Here is a 23,090-nt window from a genome sequence, read left to right on the forward strand (position 1 = left end):
GGTGCATGATTCTTGACACGCCGATTCGGAGAAATGTGACTCAATTTTAGCGGGAAAAGATCAGGTGCCGGTTTTGGACGGCGCATCAGCCACCGTGCTTCCGGCCCATGCAAGGTTGTCACTGAGTTGCGCCAGTATGCTGACAGCGTCTTTCAAAGGGGTGTCACCGCTTTCAAACTGCAAGAGCAGCAGCAGATCCGTGGCCTTCTCAAACTCGGCTGGAATCCAATCGGCACTGGGATCGATTTCCGCACCGGACTCCAATCTTTCTGCAAAGTCTTCGACAATTTCCTGGCAGTTTTGCAGGAAGGTGGCGGGGTCCATATCGGACGACGCCCGCAGATCGTCGTAAATGCTGGCAATCGCGGCCAGCCAGTCTTCGAGAATAGGGTTGTTCAGCTCGGGCAGTGCGGCAGTCAGGCCAGATTGAACGGGCGTCTCATCGGCGGGGCTGGCCGGCTCATCTGCCGAGATGGTTGCGAGATACGGAAGCAGGTTGTCGGACAAGTCCTGCCTTGCAGCTTCCAGATCTTTGCGGCGGTGTTCGGCGGCAGCACGCAGAACCTGCTCCGCCAGGTTCTGGCCCCCACAGGATTCCCACAGATCGAAATCCGGTTCAGGCTCCTGTGCCATCGCTCGCACCGCGACCGGCGTACCGATTGGGACTACGGCCTGAAACAGCCCGTCCTTTTCCTTGTCCAAACGTTTAACCACACGGTTCAAAGCGTCTTGATCCGGCAATAGATCTGCGTGTGTAACGGCCAACAAAGCGTTGCCGCGTAGCTTTTCGGGCACCTGGCGCCACAGATGGCGCTCGGTCTCGCGCCATGCATTGGTGCCGTTGGTGCACCAGATCGCGCAATCGACATAGTCCAGCAGATCAAGCGTTTCTTTGTAGGTGTCATCCAGCGCACCCGATCCCGGCAGATCGAACAAGGAAATCTCGCGCAGGGCAGGGGTGTTCAGCCCAACCGAAATGAAATCCGGCTCATCCGCGGCGGCTTTTTCCAGCGCAATGCCGGAATAGACCTTAGGGTCTTTGTTCCACCAGCCGACAGTTGTCTCGGGCTCATCCGCACAGGCGACAATGACCAGAGGCAGTTTTAGATGCTGAGGGCCCGTTGGCAGAATATCGGCGCCCGCCAGCATGTTCGCGAGGCTTGATTTGCCTGCACCAAATTCCCCGGCAAATCCGATCGACACCGCATTGGACAACCGCTCGGCATGGGCCAGCGCACGTGTACGCAGCGCGCCCAATTCCGGCGAAGGGTCCGCATTTTCGGTTGCCGTCAGAAAGCGCTCCAGTTCTCGCACTTCCTGCTCGGTTCCGGGGAATTCAATCATTCTGCAGCCTCTGCTTGTAGATCATGCGCCTGTGCCGGGCCAAGGACCGAGCTCAGCTCGTCAGTGATGCGCCGGGCGCGATCAACGTCTTGTTGTGCCTGGGTTCGCGGGTTGGAACCCGATGTGCCCACGCGATGTTCCAGATGGCCGGTCAGCAATGCAAGATAGTGGTCCACGACGGTCTGCATCCTTTCGGACAGATCGTTGCGGGCCGTATCAATCAGGTCGTCCCCGATCATCTCGAATTCCTGAACGATCATACGCTCGGCTCTGTTTACAACGCTACGGCGCGAGATCAGCCGTGACAACCATGTCACGCGCAATTCGACCGTGATACCGCGTGTCAGAGCGCTTGTATTCGGCCGAAACCAGCGTACAGCGCTTGTGTTCATGCGATTGTCCGCCGGTTCCCGCCAACCCGGAAGGGCACGCAGCGCCGCGTTGCTTTGCATGTCGACAGCATAGAGCTCGCTCAGCATGCGTTGACGGATGACCTGTGTTGCGCCCTGAACCAGCTCGCGCATGCGTTCGCGCAGAGGTGTAAAGTTCAGCTCGGTTTCGCCACCTTTCGCCAATAACGGAGACTGCTTGTCCGGACCGCGCACAACGATCGACACCGCCTCGGCAACTGTGTCATCCATGACACCGCGCAGATTGGCCAGAACGTCATCCATGTCATTGGTGATGGCATCGGTCTTTTCGGCAATCAGGGCGCGCAGGTCTGCAAGTGTCTTGTTGTTGACGTCCGTGTCTTCTTCGTTCGGGCCGGCCTGTTCATCCAGTGCCCGCAGACGCGCCGTGCTGCGATCCAGCTCACCTTGTGCAAAGCTGTTGAGGTGCTGCCATGCCATTTGCAGCTGTTCGCGGCGTGGGCCCTCGGTCAGGGCGCGGGTGACGTGACGACGCAAATCGGGCAGGCCGGAGGCAATCATCGCAGCAAAGCGCAGAACGGCCTCGCGGCTGATCGGGCCGGGGCCCTGTTTGATCTCTTCCACGCCTTCCAGATACTGCTTCATCTGCTCGGGATGTGCCCGCAGCCAGGCCAGAACCTGATCGTGGTCCACGCCGGTTTCATCACCGGTCAGGGCATAATGCGCCCATTGAGCGCTGCCCATCAGAACGTCCACGTCCGAATTGCCAAGCGCATTTTCCAGTCCGTGCAGCACGTCTGCACGAACCTTTCCCGCATCTTCAGCGCCACCACCCAGCTCGTCGACACGGTTGATGAACACAACGATCTGTCCCAGTTCCAGGGCCTGCATCAGGCGGAACAGTTTCAGATCGGCGCGTGACAGCGCCTGATGGGCTGACAGGACAACGACGAAAAAGTCGGATTCCTTGAGGTACTGGCGCGAGATTTCTTCGCGGATCAAAAGCGGGTCATTCACACCGGGTGTGTCAGTGACGGTGATCGGATACGGGAAATGGCCGATGTCGAAATAGACTTCGGCCTTCCGGGTAATATCGCTGTAGAGCCCACGATCTGATCCGGGATCGTGTTCGCTTTCTTCGGTGGGATCGTCGCCCGCGCAGACATACCGGGCCAGATCTTCGGAATTCAACTCGTCCAGATCGTGGTGCTGACCCAGCAGGTGTTTGTAGCTTTCACCCAAGCGCAGTTTCGCGCGGGTTTTCATCGCTTCGACCTGCTCTTCGATCATTTCGCGCTTATAGCTGTCCTCATCATCGGGGAACATGTTGCGCAGCTCTTCGCCTTCGGCGATCAGCGCTTGCCACTGGCGGTTGTCGAAGAAGTGAAATTCAGCCCCCGAAGTCCGGCCATTGGGATGGCCGAAATGCATATCGGTGATAACGGTTGTCCAAGGGTTTACGTCAGAGGGCAGAAATTCGGCCTGGCCGGTGAACCCGTTGATCAGGCGCGATTTACCCGCCTTGATCTGGCCGACGAAAGCAATGGAGGGCTTGAGGTTCGACAGGTCGTCGACAATACGAGAGAGGAAATGACGGGTTTCGTCATTGCTCATCTCATTCATATCTTCGGCGATGCGAATAAGTTCGTGGCGATTCAGTTCACTCATTAGATGTACCTTGGTAACTCGTCTTTTTCGTTAACTATGCAAAATGGACACTATCGGGCAGGAAAAGGGTTATTCGACGGCTTTCTTCAGGGATTTCCACAGGCTGACGATGGCCCCAAGCTTGCGGCTTTCATGCAGAACGGTGGCTGTCTGCGCGCCATCGCTCAGAACGGCAAGCCCCGACCCCTGACCTTCAGAGGGCCGCACGACGATGAGCTGAGGCAGATCGGTCCCGCTTTCGGCATGCCATCCGGAAAGATCACGGGCGAATTGCTTGAGCAGCGCATCATCCACCTGCACCGGTTGCCCGGCGGCGAAAAGACCTTCGGGCTCGACCGTTGCCGCGCCCTGTTCCCCCATCAGCAATCGCCCAAGAGCGACCTTTTCAGAACCTCCGAAGAACAAGGTCGCGGGTCCTGCAGCAAGGGCGGGCTGTTTCTCATCCTCGGGCTCGACAGCATCGGATGGGTCTGGCTGATCAGGCACAATCGCGATTGACGGGGCATCGGAAACTTCGATCTGGTTGCAGGCCGTTTCAACCTCGGAAAAGGTCAGGCCCACATCGTCAGCTTCCAGAACAACGTCGGGGCGGAGCGAGGCGAGGGTCAATGGCCCGGGCGCTGCCGCGATATCGGTTAGCAGCCGCGCCATCTTTTCTGTCAGGTCTTCTCGGGTTTCCGTTTCAAAATCAGGCACCGGGCCCTCGACGCAACGGAAGACGTCTGTAATCCGCGAACTGGAGACCTCGATGGCAAGGCTCGCCCCGTTGGCGGCGGTGAATTCAAGCCTGCGCGGCAGGATGGTTCCGCGAATGGAGGACAGCACCGATGCCCGGCGATCACCGGGAGTGTCACCGTCCAGATCAATCGCCGGAGACAGGCGCGCTGCCGAGCTGCGGCTGATATTGCCCAGCATCTCAATGACTTCTGTTTCCATATCTCCGTGACCCCCTCTGGTCCCGTCTAAACTGCTGCTGCCACCGAACCCAGGCTCAGATGTGATTTGGTCAGAGCCAGGCCGATATTGGCACTGTCGCGACAAATATAACAAACTACGTGATCGGGATATTCCCGCGTCCGCAGAAAGATATACAGCCGGTCTTTCGAGAACACCGCGATTTCCCCAAATCCCGGATGATCCGAATCTTCCAGACCCGCCGTCCGCAACAGGTCTTCAAATGCCTTGATGCCGCGCCCCTGAAACAGGTTTGAAACAGCCAAAGCCAGGTTTTCCAACGCCTCTGCGTCGTCAGGGTCCGCTGCATCCACGCTCAGCAACATTCCCGTTTCCATATCGACATACCCGGCTGCGATGCAGTCGGGTATGGCACTCATTGCAGTGCGGATCGCGGTTTCAATCGACATTCGGCGACCTGTCTCTTTCGAAATACTCAGGCCGTCGCATATCCGGGATCAGGCTACAATGCATGTCGTTCTGCCCCGCCGTTTTTGTTGGCGTTTGGAAATGGTTGCATGGCCTCTTTATCGGCACGTGCACTATGTTCCAGGGCAATCTGGTCGAACTCGTTCAAGAAAGCGGCGAAGGCGTTTTGAAGGCCTGTGGCGTCGTCGGGCAGGTTCTCGGTCGCGACGATTTCGCGCCACAGGGCCGATGCACTCAGCGGGGATCCCATGGGTACGTTCAGCAGGTGTTCGAGCGTTGAGGCAGACAGATCGTCGACCTCTTCCTCAATGTCGGCCTCTTCCACATCATCAATCGTTGTGACGCTTGCAGCGGTCAGCGCATTGGATTCCGGTTCGGGCTCGTAATCGTCATCCGACCCGTCCGACTGTTCGGACAACAGGGCCGTGATCGAGGAAACCGACTGCTCGATATTGTTGGCGGTGCTGTTGTCTTCGGCGAAGATATCTTCGACCTCATCCTGCGGCATGTCCTCTTCGACGCCCAGAACGATCAGCTCAGCCTCGCTGGTGTCGTCATCGGCGAAATCGTCAAAATCGACGTCCTTCACCTGTTCCGGTGCATCCGGCACAGACGCGAGTTTCAGCGAGTCTTCCTGAGTATCACGGAAAAAGGCACGCAACTCCTCTTCGGAATTGTCTGCCTCGGGGGTCATTTCCGTGCGCAGGCGGTCCGCCTCGTCGGCCTCGATCCGGGGGCGATCCCTGTCTTCGACACTGGGTTCAACGCGTGTGGGACGAATAGGAAAGCTCGTGACAACGTCATCGACCGCATCATCCATCGGGTTGACCAGCTGAAGCGGTGTCGGCTCAGCGGTTTCCGTTTTTGACTTGACGCGTTTGGGCAAAATCTTGGGTTCACCGGACATCGCACGGTCGACCTGATACCTGGCCAACTGGGTTTTGCGGTTGGCCATGATCTGTTCCGTAATTTCAAGGAAACTGTCGACCATCTTGCCACCGCCACTGCGGGCCCAAAGCTCGGCATCTCCGGTTGTGTCCCGTGCCTCAATGGCGTCGCGCGCTGAAAACAGAATGGACCGGTTGAACAGATGGCCTGCCTCGCGGTTGACCCGGCGCAGTACCTTCTGGCGATCCTTCTGACCCAGCGCATCTGCGCGGGTGACCAGCAACAGAGAATTGGTCTGGAGACGTTCTGGCAGCGAAACCCAGGTGGCGCGTTCGGTCTCGCGCCAGGCTTGGGTGGAATGAGTACACCACAAGACACCATTGGCCTGGCCCACAGCGCGTTGCCACACGTCCGTCGAAATTTTTGGGTCCGAAATACCGGGTGTGTCGATCAGATCGACTGCTTCCAGAATGTCAGCCTTTAGGAAAATTCGAATGAATTGCGCGTCATTGACACCAACCTGTTCCAATTGGTCCAGCGTTATGTCCTGCGTGCTGCCATCGTGGCCTTTCACATAGGCCGAGCGATTGCCCCAGCTGAACCAGACAGGCGGCAGCTGCGTTGCCGTTACCTGCGTCGGCAAAGCCTGTGTGCGCAGAAGAAAGTTGATCAGCGTCGATTTGCCGGCACTGAATTCTCCCATAAGCGCAAAAACGGGTTTGCGGCGAGACCACTGCTCGATGCGGTCCAATGCTTTGGGAGAGACGAAGCGGGTATGTGAATCTTTTGCCATGGTTCTCTTATGCTGCTTCGTTGCTAAGGTCTTTGAGGATGTCGCCCAGGATGTCGTCACGCGACTTCTGTGGTTGGAGGCCAGCCATAAGTGCTGCGTTCCGCGACGGATCGCTTTCCGCAGATTGGGCGATATTCAGCAGGGTATCCCTTTGTTCGGACAGGAAATCTGCCATTCCGGCCCGCACGTTTTCCAATACGGCCGCAATCTGGTTTTCCTCGATATCCTTGGTGATCGAGTTTGCCTCGGACGCGATCAGACGGGTGTAGTCGGCGGCATAGGCCTCAAACCCTTTGCGCTTGTGCCACCAACGCTTCCACCAGGTGCTTTGCAGGTCCAGCGCGATGGTGCGGCCGATGCCCAGCGGCGGCGGAACCCGCGGCACGATGGGGGCTTCGATGTTGAACTCACCCAGATGGTTGCCAAGCAGTTTGTGATACAGGGCACCGATATCCGCCGCCGCTGCACCATAAAGTTCACCCGCTTCTTTGCGCATCGCACGGCCAAAGCTGAAATAGGCGGCCTTTTGCAAAGTGCGTAGTCCGGCAGGGTCATATTGCCATGTGCCTTGCTCACCGCTTTGTTCCAGATGCGCGATCAGGGAATCCGTCGCGCGTTTGACAAAATTGCCCTCGGCCGCCGCAAGCCGGTCCAGGACCTTTTCGCGCAACCGGGCCGTCAGCTCTGCAACTTTCTTTTCATATTCCGCAGATACCGTGGCGATGGCATCTTCGGGTGATACGCCATCCAGATCGCGAACAACGCCTTCGTTGCCAGACAGCGTTTTGGCGACAGAGGTTGCGCGAATTTGGCTGGCGATATTGCGGGCGCGGTGGCGTACTTTGTCCAGCAGGCGATTTCCTGCACCTTCCGCGATGCGTTCGTTCATTGCCAACAGCAGATCAGGAAGCCCGGACAGCGCCCAGATCTTGTCCAGAGACGCGGCCTGATCTCCAAAACCGGCGGCCAGATAGAATGTGTTCAGCGCTTCACGCGATTCTTCAGTCAGAATATCGGGGTTGCCGGTCAGAGCAGCCTCGGCCCATTGGGCACTGCCAAACACGATGCTGGTTTCCGTATCGATGTTGTTCTGTTTGAGCGTGTCCTGAATCCGGTCGCGAATTTCAGGGACCTGATTGACCGGATCGGACAGTTCGTCGATGCGGTTTACAAACAGGATGATCTGACGGTTCTCGAACTGCGCGATGATCCGCATCAGCGCCATGTCCATCGTGGTCAAGGCCTGACTTGCGGCCAGCACGACAACGCAAACCTCAGATCCCCGCAGGCTGCGAAGTGTGATCTGCTCGCGCACCATGAATGTATCGTTCACACCGGGCGTGTCGCAGAGTTTCAACGCAATCGGGTATTGCGGGATGTCCATGTACAGCTCTGCGGATTTTGTGACATCCGCAAAGCGCCCTGTCTTGGGGTTGATGTCGGGATCATCCTCATCCCCCAGACAGACATAGCGCTGGATCAGCTCTTCGTCGAAATAGTCGTACTGGTGGCTTTGACCCAGGATCAGGTCAAAATGCTGGCCAAGACGTCCTTCGGATTTAGCCTTCATTTCCGCAATTTGCATGCGGATATCTTCCATCTCGTCGTCAGCACCTGCGCGGTTGGCCAATTCGCCAAGGCGGCCGCCGCCGACCATCAGATTGTCCCATTCTTCCTGCTCGAAGAAGGTGAATTTTGAACGGGTATCGCCCTCAGTCCGGGCGTTGATGTTCAACGTCGTGACCACCGAAGTCCACGGGTTCACATCTGACGGCAGCAGATTCGGGCGGCCTGCCAGTATGTTCACGATGGACGATTTGCCCGCCTTGACCTGCCCCACCAGCGTTACGCTTGCCGAGAAGTTTTCCATTTTGGTCTTGAGCGTGGCCAGACGTGCGGTCGAGCGCGCATCCGCCACCTCTGTCAATTGATCGATCTGAGTCGTCAGAGAAGCCATCGCCTCGGTCATCGGGGCCAGGGCTTCATTTCCTACTGACAGAAGGTGGTCGTTACGCGCCATGGATTAACCTCCGGTACCGGTTGCGGCGATCTGCGATTGCGCCCCGCGTGACAAAGCATCAGCCGTTTCGCCAGCAAGGGTGTCAATGCGTGCGATCAGATCCAGCGCATTCCCCAGAATCGCCGCCTCATTTCCGGGCGTGATCGATTCGTAAGCCATTGAGTCGGCGAGGATTTCGATCGAGCGGAAATGCTCGCCATTTTCCAGGCACGCAACGCGGCGACCGGTCGGGAAATCCTGTGATTTATGTTCGGGCAGCGGCATCCGCGCATTGGCCAGCAGATAGCGGTTGCCAGAATGTGTTTTCAAAGCGATCCCGAACCCGGTGCCGGGATGCTGACTGTTCAGAGTTTTCAGCTCGCCGATAAAGCTTTCACGCGCAAGACCGACAGCGTCTTGTTCGCAGGCAGCGATATTTATCATATTGGTCACGACAAAGACCCTCGTTCTGGAGTTGAGCAGGAACTCAGAAATGTGCCGGATGGCAAAAAAGACTCATTAACTCCTTGGCCCCCAATAAATTACGATCACCGCGGTGTTATTTTGACGCGAATAAGATTTTTTGGCGGTTGAATTGTGGCGCAATTGTGGAGGCATATTCGCATTATTGCCTCAACCTATAGGTGAAATTCAGAGGTCTGCCAAGGATTTTGACCGGCCCTGACGCTGCTATCCTTCGGGACTGGCCAGGGCGGAGTTTGGGAGAAATAGGGCTAGAACTTCTAATAGGGTATTGAAAATGAGCGGAAAAATTTTCTCTCCAACGTCACTTATTGAACCGAATTTAGTAGAGATATTACGGTTCGAATATTGCGCCACGCAACCGACCAAGAAACGACGTTACCTTGAGCATAACGAGACACAACCTATAAGAGTTCTATTTTCAGCAACATTTAGGGTATATTGTAGCGTCATGAGAAACAAAAATGGGGCATCAAAGAGCAAGATAAATAGAGCGGAGCATGTCAGTCGCCCTGATTGATAAGTGCCGCGGCCATATTAAAAGCGTAACGCCACGACTTTGACATAACCCGACGCAAAGAGGCGCAACACTGCGTCTGATCGTCCGCAAATTTCTTGTCGTTTCGTCGAATTTACCCCTCGCGCTTGTTCGGAAGCTTTGGTATTGAGCGCGACATTCCGGAGATTGATCCCGGGACGCGGGTGTGGCGAAATTGGTAGACGCACCAGATTTAGGTTCTGGCGCCGCAAGGCGTGGGGGTTCAAGTCCCTCCACCCGCACCATTCCAATCGTCAATGAAAGTCGTTCCCTTTTGGTCTTTGGGAACTGCCCCGAACAATCAAAATTCGACGGTTAACCCTTTATCGAAACGCACCAATTTTGTACCCGGTGTCTTCGGTTTTTATTGCGCCGCACCCAGTACATCTTTCCGCAAAGCTCGCGGTCCAAAACAGTTGTTAATAGTCCGCAACCAGCAAAAACTCTGGATCTGCGTCTTCTTCGATCGTCGCGAAACGTGGGATGGGATCTTCGAAGACGTTGTCGGTGCGGTCATCGTTGACGGTGGATACCTCGCCAATCATACAATCGCCTTGCTCGGCCCAGAAGGCGTGCCAGATGCCGGGCATCAGGGTGACGCTTTGACCTGGTTTCAGACGCAGCAATTCACCCGGTTTGATCGTCACGGGGCATCCATCGCTGGGAACCGTGACCGCGGTGTCGCGGTCAATCCCACCGTCAGGGTCCGAGGCATAAATCTCCATCACAAGATCGCCGCCGCCGCGGTTGATGATGTCTTCGGCTTTCAGGATATGGCGGTGCATGGGCGAAAGCTGTTTGTCGCGTGAAATCAGCAGTTTTTCGGCATAAAGCATCCCGCGACCCTTGCTCAGATCGTCAAAATTGCCGTTGCGCAGGGTGAACAGAAACAGTCCAAGCTCATCAAATTTTTCCTGACCATAGTCGGTGATGTCCCAGCCAAGGCCGCGTTCGCGGATGCCTGCCGCATCCGGTCCGCGCATCTGGTCGGCAGACCAATCCGCAAAAGGTGGCAAAACTGCACCGAAAGATCGGATAAAGGACTGTGCGTCGGCTTTGATCTGGTTGATTTCGGATCTCTTCATGCTCTGTCCCTTATTTTCAAAGCTCATCTTTCCACGGCGGGTTTGCCCCGGCCCGTGATACGGTGATTGCTGCGACCTTGCTGCCAAAACTCAAGGCGGATTGCAGCGTGTCGGCGGATAGATTGCGCAAGCCCGTTTTGTTCAGGCATCCAGTGGTTTCAAGGCTCGCAAGAACGCCCGCATTAAATGTATCACCGGCACCGACGGTATCCACAACCTCGACCGGCTGTACAGGAACCGAGACGCTTGAGCCATCGGCCAGATAGCCAGTCGCACCGTCGGCACCGCGTGTCACGATGACCACAGAGGGTCCGGCCTGCAGCAACAGGGGCAGTTTCTGGTCCATCGGCTCTGGCCCGGGAATGATCCAATCCAGATCTTCGTCCGAAACTTTGAGGATATCCGCCTGTGCCAGCATGCGGTTCAAACGCGCGCGATAGCGGGTCTGGTCCTGAATAAAATTAGGCCGGATATTGGGGTCGATCATAACCGCGCGGTCCGAGCCGTGTTGGTCCAGCATATCAGCATAGGCATCTGCGCAGGGCTCGCAGGCCAGACTGATCCCGCCGAAATACAGCGCTGAAATCCCTGAAAGCTGCTTTGGCATGTCGTCTGGTGTCAACATGCGCCCGGCGGAGTTTTCGTCAATGAAGGTATAGGTGGCGTGCCCGTCCGCCAGTTTTACAAAAGCCAGTGTTGTGGGTCTGTCATTGGTAACGATCTGTTTTGTATCGACATGGCTGGCCTGCAGGTCGGCGATCAGTTGTTGGCCGAACATATCCGTTGAAACACCGCTCAGCAGCCCCACGGGGGTGCCCAGACGCCCCAGGGCGATGGCCGTGTTGAAGATCGCACCACCGGAATGGGGAACAAAACCGTCTTTGCCCGAAACGGTTGCCTCGGGTATCATATCGATCAGCGCCTCACCGCAGCACAGGATCATCCCAGTTTTCCTTTCCTATAGCTGCCTCAATGGGCAAGGGCGTTCTTGCAGAAATTGTTGGCTCCTACGATGCCGAACTCATCCTGTTGTGAGATGTAAAGGTTCATCTCCTGGCGCAACTCACTGAACCGTCCGCCCGCATTGAATGCATCCAGAAAGTCCTGACCAAAGAGCCAGCGGTTCTTTTCCGCAACCCCGCCAACCAGAAATACGCCGCCTCTGGGCACCAGCGCCACTGCCAAATCACCCATGATCGCCCCCAGGTGTTCGGTGAACATTCGCGCGGCTCTGACGGCACAGGCGTCCGTGCCGTCCTGCGCTGCCTGCAAGATGTCTTTGGCGGTTTTAACCTGCGGTTTGGTCTGACCCGAGGCAAGACCGATGGCCTGGTACAGGATCGGCAGGCCCGTGCCGCTGAGAAACATCTCCGCCTCAAGTGCAAGGCTGTCACCAAAGAAACACTCAGGCGCGAGATCTTTTGTGGCGGCGAAGACTTCAACCTCATCCTTGTGGCGCGGGGCGAGGCCCATATGCCCGCCTTCGCCGGATGCGGTGTGAAAATGCCCCTCGGAATAAATCAGCGCACCGACGCCAAGACCGGTTCCCGGACCCACCACCAGACGTGTGCCGTTTGGCGGCGAAGATGCCCCCTGCAGCGGTTCGACATCTTTGTCGGTCACTTCAGCGACTGACCAGGCGGCGGCCGTGAAATCGTTGATCACATAGGTATGTTCAGAGTCCGTTGCCTCGGCCAATTCGGTTTCGGACAGTTTGAGATGCGCGTTGGTAAGGTGAATTGTCCCGTCGCGAACCGGCCCTGCGCCTGCCGCAACGACCGCGCGCGGAGGTGTACCCTGGGTCACTCGCAAGTCATGTAACGCGGCGTGCAGATCCGCCAGGGTTCCGGTTGGATGTTTGTGCAGGCTTGTCAGCTCGCCATCGACAATCACGCCAAGCCGCGTATTGGTGCCGCCGATATCCGCAACAAGGTTCCAATGCGCGCGAACCGTTGCAGCCGGCCGCGTCCAGGCGGAGGCCATGCCCGAACTTTTGAGCTTTTCCCGAAGCCCTTTGATCAACGCACGATCTTGGGATTTCAGAAACAGCGCCCGGATTGGCAGGCCTTGCCCAACCGCGGATCTCACATGCGTCAGTTGAGCGGCAAAGTCAGCTTTATCCGCTGCCTCGACAGTTATCTGAGCGGACATGCTCTGTGGTAAGCTCGTCAATAGGTCCAACCCGTTTGGGTCAACCGCTGACACACCGCACCAGTCCAGAGGCGCTGCGGTCGTTTTCAGATCTTCATCCCACCGATCCGGTAGGTGTGGCAGATGCTCTTCCAGCCAGCTTGCCGGATAGGAATTCTGGAACAGAGCGTGCGACACAAGGGTGGCGCTTTCGGGTTTCAGTTCGACCCCGATATTGGCCATCCCGAAACCACGCATGGCATGGACGGCCATACCGTGCGCAAGCAGTTGGTGATGCAGCCCGCGCACCGCTGCGCGCGTCGTTGGCGGATGGGGTTCCGGGTAACCCGGCGAAGCGGCCACCGAAAACAGGCGGTCGCCCAATTGCTCCATGACAGTTTCGGAAAACGCGGCAAATTGTGTTGCGGTGTCCCGGTTGCTCCACCCGCCGCAATCGATTGCGTGTTGGGGGAGGGTGGATTGATCCAGAACCGCGCAGGGCCGCGCGCCCTGTTTCAGCATAGAGTCTATCTGTGTCTTGCACAAATCCAACGAGGCGTCATCGCGCCATGGTATCAGAACCCGGTAGCAGTCGAATCCTCCTACGTCCAATTCAGCTTTGGCATCAGTGGATGAAAGGCCGAATTGAAACAGAGGTGGAAAATCCGTGCGGGTGAAGTTCATGTTGCTACCTGTTTGCGGCGAGACCTGCCGCCCGCCACCTAGCAGTTTATGTTAGCGTTATCAATTTATTTGATCACGAGCCCAGAATGCGGCGATCTCAACTATTTTCTTATGGTCAGAATTGTCGCGCCGTGCCCCCAGATAGCTCGATCCGACCATCGAATTCCTGAATTCACCTATTTCAAATCGCCGAAATGCAGCAGGGCCTGCTTGGCCACCTGCTCGCCCCATTCCTGCACGAAATGGCCGGCCTCGGCGATGATCATCGGTTCGGGGCAATTCTTGATCGTGGTCCGCAACGCGTTCATGACCGGCACGCCCAGCACCGGGTCCTGCGCGCCGATCGCCATAAAGCTTTCGCCACGCCAATCGTTTTGCCAGAACGCCCGGGCTCGTTTTGCAGTTTCCACGCCGTCCATCCCCGGCTCGATCATGACCAGCTGAGGGAACCTGCGCACACCCGCCTTGTAGTTTTGATCGGGAAACGGGGCCTCATAAGCTTGGGCTTCGTCGCCGCTCAAATGTGGGCAGGCGCGTTTCAGAAGGGCGCCGCAATCCAGGTCGGGGTTGGCCGCTACATAGTCCTTCCAGCCCTGAAACCCTTTGCCCACGCTTTCGCCAATGGGGATTGCTGTGTTCATCACGATAAGTCGCGAAAACCGCTCGGCCATGTCCATGGGAAGCGTCAGGCCCAAAATGCCGCCCCAATCCTGAACCACCAGTGTGATGTTGCGCAGGTCCAGCCGTTCGATGAGGGCGATCATCATGTCGCGGTGGAAATCGAAGGTATAGACTGCGTCGTCGACCGGCTTGTCAGACCTGCCAAAACCCAACCAGTCTGGCACGACCACGCGCGCGCCGGATCGTGTAAAAACAGGTATCATGTGCCGGTATAGATACGCCCATGTCGGTTCTCCCGGCAGACACAGGAAAGTGCGCTGCCGGTCTTTGGGGCCTTCGTCGAGATAGTGCACACGCAGCCCCTCGTACCCTTTGAGATCGTCAATGTAGTGGGGTGTGAAATCGTACCCCGGCAGGTCGGCAAAGCGATCATCAGGCGTTCTGAGCGTATCCATTTTCAGACCCTTCCGGCTGGCGGCTGTGCAACCATGGCCCCAACATCACAATCTGGCAACAGATGAGATCGAATTTCGGTGTGGATTTTGGATCCAATATCCGATAACTACGATTCAGATCACTTCATCGGAGAACCAAGATATGTCGGCGACTGTGTTTCATGGGACAATGCCAGCCTTGATGACGCCCTGCACCGAGAGCCGAGAGCCGGATTTCCCGGCCCTTGTGCGCAAGGGCCAGGAAATGATCGCGGCGGGTATGTCGGCGGTGGTCTATTGCGGCTCGATGGGGGATTGGCCGCTGTTGACGGACGCGCAGCGGATGAAGGGTGTTGAACGCCTGATCGAGGCAGGTGTGCCGGTTGTGGTCGGAACGGGGGCAATCAACACGAAATCAGCGGTGGCGCTGGCGGACCATGCGCAACGGATGGGGGCCACGGGTTTGATGGTCATCCCGCGGGTCCTGTCACGCGGCAGCTCTGCGACGGCCCAGCGGCATCACTTCAAGGCGATCCTGTCCGCCGCGCCAGACATTCCGGCCATCATCTATAACAGCCCGCATTATGGCTTTGAAACCCGCGCGGATTTGTTCTTTGCCTTGCGCGCCGAACATCCAAACCTCGTCGGTTTCAAGGAATTCGGAGGCAGGGACGCCCTGCGATATGCCGCCGAACACATCACCAGCCAGGACGATCAGGTGACCTTGATGGTGGGCGTCGATACCGAGGTCTATCATGGCATCGTCAATTGCGGTGCCACCGGATCCATCACCGGGATTGGAACCGCATTACCTCAAGAGGCCTTGTTGCTGGCGGCGCTGTCGCAAAAGGCGGCAGAGGGGCATGCCGAAGCCCGTGCGCGTGCCGTTGAGCTGACCGAGGCGTTGCATGTCCTGTCCAGCTTCGATGAAGGGCCTGACCTGGTCCTATTTTACAAGCATCTGTTGGTACAGAACGGCGAGGCCGAGTATGAGCGGCATTTCAATGAAACAGACGCTTTAACGGATGCGCAGCGGGTCTATTGCGAGCAGCAATATGACCTTTTCCGTAACTGGTTTGCCGATTGGTCACGCAAGGGCGGTGTCATAGCCGATTGCCTGGCGGGCCAAGTGTGATGCCTTTCGGAGATTGCACACAAATACACTCTTCCAACAGCTTTTTGCGGCACCTAGCACTACAGGGGATCCCATGCGCAGCAGTAAGGTAATTCACGTCGTTTCGGCCCACGCTGAAGGTGAGGTGGGCGACGTTATCGTCGGGGGTGTTGCCCCTCCGCCCGGTGAGACAGTTTGGGAGCAGCGCAGTTTCATCGATCAGGACCAAACCCTGCGAAATTTTGTGCTGAACGAACCGCGCGGCGGTGTGTTTCGCCACATCAATCTGCTGGTCCCCCCGAAAAACCCAGAGGCGGACGCCGCTTTTATCATTATGGAGCCGGAAGATACGCCACCCATGTCCGGGTCGAACTCGATCTGTGTGACAACCGTGCTGTTGGACAGCGGCATCCTTCCGATGAGCGAGCCGGAAACGCATCTGACACTCGAAGCCCCCGGAGGGCTGGTGCGCGTCAGGGTCGAATGTAGCAACGGGAAAGCGCAGAGGGTCTTTGTTCAAAACGTTCCAAGCTTTGCCGATCGGCTGGATGCCCGGATCGAGGTCGAGGGTCTGGGAACCCTGCGTGTGGACACGGCCTATGGCGGGGATAGTTTTGTCATCGTCGACGCCGAAGATCTGGGGTTTGCGATCACGCCGGATGAAGGGGCGGATCTGGCCAGAACCGGCGCGCGCATAACCGACGCGGCCAACGAACAGCTTGGCTTTAGTCACCCTGCCAATGGCTGGAACAAAATCACTTTCTGTCAGATTGCAGGCCCTCTTGAACGGCAGGGCGACATACTGACCGGGCGCAACACAGTGGCCATCAAACCCGGCAAGCTGGACAGATCACCCTGTGGCACCGGCGCTTCGGCCCGGATGGCGGTCCTGCATGCAAAAGGCGTCATGAGCCTGTCTGATCGCTATCATGCACGCTCGGTAATCGGCAGCGAATTCCGCTGCCGCATTGTCAGCGAAGAGACGGTGAATGGCTGCGCCATGATCATGCCAGAGCTATCCGGGCGCGGCTGGATCACCGGCACGCATCAACACATGTTGGACCCGGACGATCCATGGCCCGGTGGTTATCGCCTAAGCGACACCTGGGGCGCCTGAGGTGTCCCCCCAGCGCGCCATAGTTCGGCAAAGCCTGCCAGACGTCATCGCAAATGATCTGCGTGAACGCATCCTCAGCGGTGATCTGGCCGAAGGGGAAACCATTCGGCAAGAGGCGCTGGCCGCAGATTATGATGTCTCGCGCATGCCGATACGTGACGCGCTGAAACAGCTGGAATCCGAAGGGCTGGTTCAATTGACCAACAATCGCGGTGCAACGGTCACGCAGCACTCGGCCGAAGAAATCGCCGAAATTTTCGACCTGCGCACCCTATTGGAGGTCGATTTGTTTCGGCGAGCGATCCCTGCCATGACCCCGGATCACCTGTCGCTCTGCCAGGATATTCTGACCCGGATGGAGATTTCATATGATGCGAATGACGTGGGCCAGTGGGGGGCATTGAACCATCAGTTTCACGCAGCGCTCTATGCCGCTGCCGATCGCAGCCTGACCAACGATCTACTGCATCGGGTGTCGCTGCAATCAGATCGCTATGTGCGCATTCACCTGAGTGTCATGCATCAGCGCGATGTTGCCAGGCACGAACACCGAGAGCTGTTGAACCTTGCACAGGCCGGGCAGGTCGACCAGGCCTGTGCGCTGTTGGCGGACCATATCGGCCGAACCAAACAGGAATTAATGGGGTTCATGGCCGCGCGTTAACCCTCGTGCCGGAACATCAGCCGGGCCGTCACGGGCACGGTGCGCGTAATCTCGGGCAGTTGCGCCAGTTCCATCAGCTTGTCGACACCGTCTGAGACGCCCGCGTCCTCGGTGCTGACAAAGACCATGTCGTTGGTGGACACCATCACGACATCCTCGGCCACACGCAACACGAACATATCTGTGTAAAACTCAATGTCGGTCCCGACAAAAGACACTGCTGCGTCCACTTCCATCACGGACGATGCCCCGACTTCCAGCCCAGACAGCGCGGCCATGTCGATCTGCGCGGTCAAAGTGGCAGAAGGTGCCTTACGAAAGACGTATTCGATCATGCGCTCGTTCCGGATGTCGATATTCGTTTCGACCGAAGACAGGTCGATATCGATCTCGACCTTGCCGTCTTTGCTGACGTGACCGGACAGCGATTTGAAAGAATTCACCTCACCAATGTCACCGATTTTGACCGTTCCGTAGGCCAGATGCGAGGCATCGGACTCCAGCGTCCACTCAGCCGCCAGCACCGGCGATGCAATCAAAGCCGACGCAATTGTGATTGCTCGTAGCATTTTCATTTCTTTCCTCCTAAGGCTATGTCATTTCAGACCAGGCGGACTTGGTCCCGCTGGATGACAAACACACAGGGGTCGCTTTTTATTCGATGGCTGCCGAAATGAACTCTGAACAGGCCGTGCGCGGCGCAATCCAAACCCACTCGCGGCGGGTCTGGCGGTTTGGTCTGGGCCTGTCCGGGGCGTCCGATATTGCAGACGATCTGTTACAAGCGACATGCCTGCGCGCACTTGAACGTCATCATCAGGTTACGTCGCATGAACGGCTGGACAGTTGGCTGATGACAATTTGCCGGTCGATCTGGCTGAACGAGGTGCGTTCGCGATCAGTTCGAAAGGCGCAGGCCCTGTCGGTGACGCCCGAAGCAGAATTAATTGCACCCGGAACCGATTCAGAAACGAATATTTTCGCCACTCAGGTGTTTAAACAAGTGATGGAACTGCCAGAAGCGCAGCGCGAAACGGTGATGCTTGTCTTTGTCGAAGGCTACAGTTACCGCGAAGCTGCTGATATGCTGGACGTTCCCATCGGCACGATCATGAGCCGGCTTTCCAATGCCCGGCAGAAACTGAAGACCCTGATGCAGGAAAACGCGGCTGACCCCGCGCAACGGAGTGGCAAATGAAGTATTCTGACGATACGCTTCTGGCCTATCTGGAAGGCACCTTGGACGAGGCAGCGGCCCGCGCTCTCGAAGACGCGGTGGCCGAGGATTCCGCTTTGGAAAGCCGCATGATGGCGCTCGATCCGTTTGCGCCAATGGTACAGAAGGTTTTTCAGACCATTCCGGCGGATGAGCCAAAGGTGGAACTGCCGGCAGCTGAACCTGTGCAGTCATCCATGGGACTTGGGCGTTTGTTTGCCGTGGCAGCCTCGGTCGCGGTGCTTGCGGTTTCCGCGACCTTCTGGGCAACGCGCCCTGCCGAAATGGGCTGGGCCGAGCAGGCGGCGATTTACCAGTCGCTTTACGTGCCGGACACTATTGCTTCACTGGATTCGTCACCGCAATCGCTGGACAAGCAATTTGCCATGGCCGAAGAAAGCCTGGGCCGGTCTCTGAACCGTGACGTACTGGCAAATCTTCCAGGGTTAGAGCTGAAACGTGCGCAGGTTCTGTCATTCAAGGGCAAGCCGCTGATTCAGGTCGTTTTTGCAGATGAAATGGGCCAGCCCTTTGCATTCTGTGTCATCCGCCAAGGCGCAGGAGCCCCGGCAAAGGACGTCAAGCAAGCCGTGCTCAGTGGCTTGGCCACGGCAACCTGGGCGCAGGATGGCTATGGCTATATGGTTCTGGGTGGCGATGATCAGACCGATTTGAACAGTGAACTGGAAATTCTGCAGGGTGCATTCACCAGCTGACGGGGCAGAGCATCGGAAATAGCTTGTGAACCGATGCATTTGGCCGAAGAATGCACCGCATGAAGCCAAAAACTGCCACTTCTGATCCGGACGCCGAAGACCTCGATCTGGGGCAACGCAGCATCTATGATGTCGACCCTGCGGACGATGACGATCTGTGGTTCATGCCTCCCGAAGACGCGGGCAATCAGGATGATTTTCTGCCACCGGGGCCTCGGGTTGACCGGCAATTGTTGTTCGATCCGCGTGATTGGCGTCGGGCGCAGGCCGATTTGTCGTCAGAATTGGCCGATTTGACGCTGACATTCGGGGCTTTGGACGAAAGATTGCGGGCAGGGCCAAAAGGCTGGGGCCATCGGCTGGCCTTGATGGATGTCTCGGATTTGGGATGGTGGACCGGGGATCGCATTGGTGTTGATCGTCTTGCCCTTTGGACGGGCCTTAGAATTGGGTCCACTAGCGATGATGTTCAGGCCTTGTTTCGGGCCGGTTGGGCGGTGCGGCGTCTGACCGGTGGTGCTGTGCCCTCCGACGGTGGGTGGGATATCGGATTGACGGCATTTCTGGATCGTCAGGCGCAAGGTGGCGAAGACGTCCCCGAAGCTGTTGCCGATCTGGCCGAAGTAATGCGGAACGCCGCAGGCGAGCATCCGGTGACACAGGCTGCAATCGCGTTTCACGCCTGGCGTGCTCTGTCCGAGGGGGTTGGCCACGATACCGAGGCGGCTGTGATCGCCGCTCGGCACGCCGCATCGATGGGCCGCGGTGGGGCGTTGTTTATGCCGCTCGCTTTATCGGGACCGGGCGCGCTCAGAGGATCGGGGGAGCCGGAGGAAAAGCTGGCAGCCTGGATTCAGGGGGCAGGGCAGGCCTCGCTTGCGGCATTGCTGCATCTTGATCGGGTCAGCGCCTGGGAAAATCGTGCGCGCGAAAAGACGCAGGACCTGTCCGGTCGCACGCCGCCTTTGTTGATCGATGTCCTGACGGCGTGGCCGATGGTTTCCGCCCCCTTGGCCGAAGAATTGACCGAGGCATCCCGTGCGACGGTTCAGCGGAACCTGATTACCTTCACGCAGCGCGGGTTGATCCGCGAGGTGACGGGGCAGGGGCGTTACCGGGTTTGGACAGCGGATCTGTAGACCCGCCATCCCCCATGAAGGCAACCGGGGGAGTTTAGAACCAGCGCCCGACCGCGCAAACAGTGGGCGCGTTGGTAGAACTGTCCGATAGTGTGGACAAAGCTCTGACCGTCACATCACTGTCCGTTGCGGTTCCCAACCCCAGAAAACGCGATACAGCTCCACCGGATCCGCTGACCGATGGCACTGTGCCCGAAGCAAAAGCAGCCGGAAACGTCCAGGTCTGGTCCGCACTGGCAAACAGCGCGCCCTCGGCAGTGGTGCAGGCCGTTGCACTTAGCGCGGCTTGGCAGATCAGGGTGCCATCCGCGAATTTGACGTATTCGCCATTGGCGTTGCTGCCCCGCTCGATCACGGCGCCGGTTGGCGTACCGCCGCTTTCTGCGACAGCGCCGATCAGGTTGCCCGGCCCATAGCCATAATCTGCGCGCATCAAGCGACCGGTGGTTGTGTCCGTCGCACTGTCCTGAACGGCTGCGCCCCCCGCCATTCCTGTCACCGGGTCAATGCTGAGCGCCTCGGTCCAGCTTCCCCCATCTGGTGAGACTTTGACAGTAAACCCTGTGCTGCCCGACAGGCCCATCTCGGCATGTCCGGTCCAGTTGGATTGAAACAAGACCGAGGCCGTATCCCCGGCGTCTGCCTTGTTGATTTTCAACTGATGCCCGTTGCCCTCATGCGTCAACAAAGTGGCAGGTCCACGCACCGCCAGCCGATTGGTCGCGTCATATCCCGTCGCGATCCCAACGCCATCCACATTGCTGAGCTCGACCGGGGGGTCGATCCAATCCGACCCGTCCCAAACTTTCAATCTTGCATTTTCGATGTCCCACCCGCGCCAACCCGGTTGCGGTGCAAAAAAGTGCCAACCATTGTCCAGCCACGCTGCCAACATACCGGCCTGACCGCTCCAATCCCCTGACGGAGACGCACCAAGCGCGTGAACCTCACCCTGTGCAGGCACGGCAGGCGGGGTTGTTGCGTCAACCGAAGCGAGGCTTAGCTGCACAGTCAGATCCAGCTGACGCAACGCTTCGTTATGGGTGACATGTTTCTGCGCCTGAGCAGGTTGCAGATAGGGCAGGTTCAGACGGGGTGAATTCTGTGACACAGGGGCATCCTCATGTGATCGTTGGTCAGACTGAGATTGAGCGCCACCCTGTATCCTTTTGGGTAAATCTCTGCTGACCGGACCGGACGCCCCGGGGGAAAGGTTGTTAACTTTTTGGCTGTGTCCTGAGGCGGCCTGTTGAGGCGTCAATCCCGGGCATAGACATCTTCGTAACGAATGATGTCGTCTTCGCCCAAGTAGCTGCCGGTTTGCACCTCGATCAGCACCATAGGAACTTTACCGGGGTTCACCATGCGGTGCACCGCGCCCAACGGGACATATACAGACTGGTTTTCCGACACCAATTGCGTTTTGTCGCCGATTGTCACCTCGGCGGTGCCTTCGACAACAATCCAATGCTCGGCCCGGTGGTGATGGGATTGCAGGCTCAGCGACGCGCCGGGATGCACGTGGATGCGTTTGACCTGAAACCGTTCCCCGATGACAAGACTTTCGAACCATCCCCACGGGCGATGGTCTACGGGCAGAGCCTCGGCCTGCAGCGCACCTTTCGCCTTCAGCGCAGTGACCGCCTGTTTGACGTCCTGCGCGCGGTCCATGCTGGCGACCAGAACCGCGTCGGGCATGGCCACGGCGATCACGTTCTCCAAACCCATTGCAACCACTTCCTGAGCAGGGGATTCCGAACGCACCAACACATTATGACAGTCAATCGCCGTCACTTCGCCAGCGGTCGCGACACCATCGGCATTCGGTTGGCTGAGTTCCTGCACTGCCGACCAACTGCCAACATCCGACCATCCGGCACCATAGGGTATCACGCTGAGGTTGCTTGCTTTTTCCATCACAGCGTAGTCAATCGAGATATCCTCGACCGTTCCCCAAGCCGCAGCATCCAAACGCAGGAAGCCCAGATCAGACTTGGCCTCCTGAACAGCTTGTGCGACAGGCTCTATCAGCGAGGCGGCGTGGGTTTCGAAAGCGGCGATGATGTCCCGAACAGCGAAAAGGAAAATGCCGGAATTCCAAAGATAGCTGCCCTGGGCGATCATGTCCTTGGCGCTTTCCAGATCGGGTTTTTCGACAAACCGCTCCAAGGGCACGGCATTTCCCGCCGTGTCCGGGGATCGTTCCAGTTTCAGATACCCGTATCCCGTTTCGGGGCGGTCAGGTGTGATGCCAAAGGTAATCAGATCACCGCGTTCCTCGATTGTTCGCAAGCCTTTGGTGACGGCGTCGTGAAAGGCGTCTGTGTCTGGCAGAACGTGATCCGAAGGCGCGACCAGCATGAGAGCATCAGGATCCTGCTTTTGCAGATAAAGCGCTGCGGCCAACACGGCAGGCGCAGTGTTGAGGCCTTCGGGTTCGATCAGCACCGGGCCGGGATCGATTCCAACAGCAGTCAGTTGTTCCGGGACGATAAAGCGGAACGCCTCATTGGTCAGAACCAGTGGTTTGGCATAGGGGGCGGATTTCGGCCCGACCAGTCGCTGCGCGCATTGCTGCAGCAGGCTTGTCTGACCAATCAGTGGTACAAATTGCTTGGGGTAGCTCTTGCGAGAGAGAGGCCACAGACGGGTACCGGATCCGCCGCACAGAATGACCGGGTAGACTTTGCTCATCCTGCCTTA

Annotated in this window: 20 protein-coding genes and 1 tRNA gene; 7 read left to right on the forward strand and 14 right to left on the reverse strand. The window is 57.7% G+C overall.

What is annotated here, in order from left to right:
* Positions 1–60: 60 nt before the first annotated feature.
* From ACR0AG_RS09015 to ACR0AG_RS09045, 7 genes are all read right to left on the reverse strand, one after another.
* Positions 61–1,344 (reverse strand): dynamin family protein, encoded by a 1,284-nt coding sequence (locus ACR0AG_RS09015; protein WP_480837963.1) that lies wholly within the window; start codon positions 1,342–1,344, stop codon positions 61–63.
* Positions 1,341–3,383 carry a dynamin family protein gene (locus tag ACR0AG_RS09020; RefSeq protein WP_480837964.1) on the reverse strand — a complete coding sequence of 681 codons (2,043 nt, stop codon included), beginning with the start codon at positions 3,381–3,383 and terminating at the stop codon, positions 1,341–1,343. The genes ACR0AG_RS09015 and ACR0AG_RS09020 overlap by 4 nt, the downstream gene beginning before the upstream one ends.
* Before the next feature lie 69 nt (positions 3,384–3,452).
* The gene (locus ACR0AG_RS09025) at positions 3,453–4,319 is read right to left on the reverse strand and encodes a hypothetical protein (protein ID WP_480837965.1); all 867 of its coding nucleotides are present in this window, start codon (positions 4,317–4,319) and stop codon (positions 3,453–3,455) included.
* Positions 4,320–4,345: 26 nt separating this feature from the next.
* A complete protein-coding gene (locus tag ACR0AG_RS09030; RefSeq protein ID WP_480837966.1) occupies positions 4,346–4,747 on the reverse strand; it encodes a hypothetical protein in 402 nt (133 codons plus the stop codon).
* Between the two features lie 53 nt (positions 4,748–4,800).
* On the reverse strand, positions 4,801–6,447 hold the full coding sequence (locus ACR0AG_RS09035) for a dynamin family protein (protein WP_480837967.1): 1,647 nt from the start codon (positions 6,445–6,447) through the stop codon (positions 4,801–4,803).
* Positions 6,448–6,454: 7 nt separating this feature from the next.
* On the reverse strand, positions 6,455–8,467 hold the full coding sequence (locus tag ACR0AG_RS09040; RefSeq protein ID WP_480837968.1) for a dynamin family protein: 2,013 nt from the start codon (positions 8,465–8,467) through the stop codon (positions 6,455–6,457).
* 3 nt (positions 8,468–8,470) lie between these two features.
* The gene (locus ACR0AG_RS09045) at positions 8,471–8,890 is read right to left on the reverse strand and encodes a hypothetical protein (protein WP_480838155.1); all 420 of its coding nucleotides are present in this window, start codon (positions 8,888–8,890) and stop codon (positions 8,471–8,473) included.
* A gap of 737 nt (positions 8,891–9,627) precedes the next feature.
* Between ACR0AG_RS09045 and ACR0AG_RS09050 the strand changes: the two genes are divergently transcribed.
* Positions 9,628–9,712, forward strand: a tRNA-Leu gene (locus ACR0AG_RS09050).
* Positions 9,713–9,886: 174 nt separating this feature from the next.
* Here ACR0AG_RS09050 and ACR0AG_RS09055 read toward each other — a convergent pair.
* The 4 genes from ACR0AG_RS09055 to ACR0AG_RS09070 all read right to left on the reverse strand — a co-directional run bounded on the left by ACR0AG_RS09055 (position 9,887) and on the right by ACR0AG_RS09070 (position 14,442).
* The gene (locus ACR0AG_RS09055; protein ID WP_480837969.1) at positions 9,887–10,552 is read right to left on the reverse strand and encodes a D-lyxose/D-mannose family sugar isomerase; all 666 of its coding nucleotides are present in this window, start codon (positions 10,550–10,552) and stop codon (positions 9,887–9,889) included.
* Between the two features lie 16 nt (positions 10,553–10,568).
* Positions 10,569–11,495, reverse strand: coding sequence for a carbohydrate kinase family protein (locus tag ACR0AG_RS09060; protein WP_480837970.1), 927 nt, complete (start codon positions 11,493–11,495; stop codon positions 10,569–10,571).
* A 26-nt stretch (positions 11,496–11,521) separates the two neighbouring features.
* On the reverse strand, positions 11,522–13,366 hold the full coding sequence (locus ACR0AG_RS09065) for a family 1 glycosylhydrolase (protein ID WP_480837971.1): 1,845 nt from the start codon (positions 13,364–13,366) through the stop codon (positions 11,522–11,524).
* Positions 13,367–13,542: 176 nt separating this feature from the next.
* Positions 13,543–14,442: a haloalkane dehalogenase gene (locus tag ACR0AG_RS09070; RefSeq protein WP_480837972.1), complete on the reverse strand. Its 900-nt coding sequence runs from the start codon at positions 14,440–14,442 to the stop codon at positions 13,543–13,545.
* A gap of 142 nt (positions 14,443–14,584) precedes the next feature.
* Between ACR0AG_RS09070 and ACR0AG_RS09075 the strand changes: the two genes are divergently transcribed.
* The 3 genes from ACR0AG_RS09075 to ACR0AG_RS09085 all read left to right on the forward strand — a co-directional run bounded on the left by ACR0AG_RS09075 (position 14,585) and on the right by ACR0AG_RS09085 (position 17,316).
* Positions 14,585–15,556, forward strand: a complete 972-nt coding sequence (locus ACR0AG_RS09075) for a dihydrodipicolinate synthase family protein (protein ID WP_480837973.1) — start codon at positions 14,585–14,587, stop codon at positions 15,554–15,556.
* A 73-nt stretch (positions 15,557–15,629) separates the two neighbouring features.
* On the forward strand, positions 15,630–16,652 hold the full coding sequence (locus tag ACR0AG_RS09080) for a trans-3-hydroxy-L-proline dehydratase (RefSeq protein WP_480837974.1): 1,023 nt from the start codon (positions 15,630–15,632) through the stop codon (positions 16,650–16,652).
* Between the two features lies 1 nt (position 16,653).
* Complete coding sequence (locus ACR0AG_RS09085) at positions 16,654–17,316, forward strand: GntR family transcriptional regulator (protein ID WP_480837976.1); 663 nt, start codon at positions 16,654–16,656, stop codon at positions 17,314–17,316.
* Here ACR0AG_RS09085 and ACR0AG_RS09090 read toward each other — a convergent pair.
* Complete coding sequence (locus ACR0AG_RS09090) at positions 17,313–17,891, reverse strand: YceI family protein (RefSeq protein WP_480837978.1); 579 nt, start codon at positions 17,889–17,891, stop codon at positions 17,313–17,315. The two genes, ACR0AG_RS09085 and ACR0AG_RS09090, sit on opposite strands and share 4 nt — an antisense overlap.
* 86 nt (positions 17,892–17,977) lie before the next feature.
* Here ACR0AG_RS09090 and ACR0AG_RS09095 point away from each other — a divergent pair, with 86 nt between their 5' ends.
* From ACR0AG_RS09095 to ACR0AG_RS09105, 3 genes are read left to right on the forward strand one after another with little or no spacing between them, the layout of a single operon-like run.
* Positions 17,978–18,514, forward strand: a complete 537-nt coding sequence (locus ACR0AG_RS09095) for an RNA polymerase sigma factor (protein ID WP_480837981.1) — start codon at positions 17,978–17,980, stop codon at positions 18,512–18,514.
* The gene (locus tag ACR0AG_RS09100; RefSeq protein WP_480837983.1) at positions 18,511–19,248 is read left to right on the forward strand and encodes a hypothetical protein; all 738 of its coding nucleotides are present in this window, start codon (positions 18,511–18,513) and stop codon (positions 19,246–19,248) included. Before ACR0AG_RS09095 ends, ACR0AG_RS09100 begins: the two co-directional genes overlap by 4 nt.
* Positions 19,249–19,307: 59 nt before the next feature.
* Complete coding sequence (locus ACR0AG_RS09105; RefSeq protein ID WP_480837985.1) at positions 19,308–20,387, forward strand: helix-turn-helix domain-containing protein; 1,080 nt, start codon at positions 19,308–19,310, stop codon at positions 20,385–20,387.
* A gap of 34 nt (positions 20,388–20,421) precedes the next feature.
* On the opposite strand, the gene ACR0AG_RS09110 is transcribed toward ACR0AG_RS09105, so the two are convergent.
* On the reverse strand, positions 20,422–21,498 hold the full coding sequence (locus ACR0AG_RS09110) for a DUF2793 domain-containing protein (RefSeq protein ID WP_480837987.1): 1,077 nt from the start codon (positions 21,496–21,498) through the stop codon (positions 20,422–20,424).
* Between the two features lie 146 nt (positions 21,499–21,644).
* Positions 21,645–23,081 (reverse strand): mannose-1-phosphate guanylyltransferase/mannose-6-phosphate isomerase, encoded by a 1,437-nt coding sequence (locus ACR0AG_RS09115; RefSeq protein ID WP_480837989.1) that lies wholly within the window; start codon positions 23,079–23,081, stop codon positions 21,645–21,647.
* Positions 23,082–23,090 lie beyond the last annotated feature (9 nt).

Source organism: Ruegeria sp. H6, from assembly GCF_056532975.1.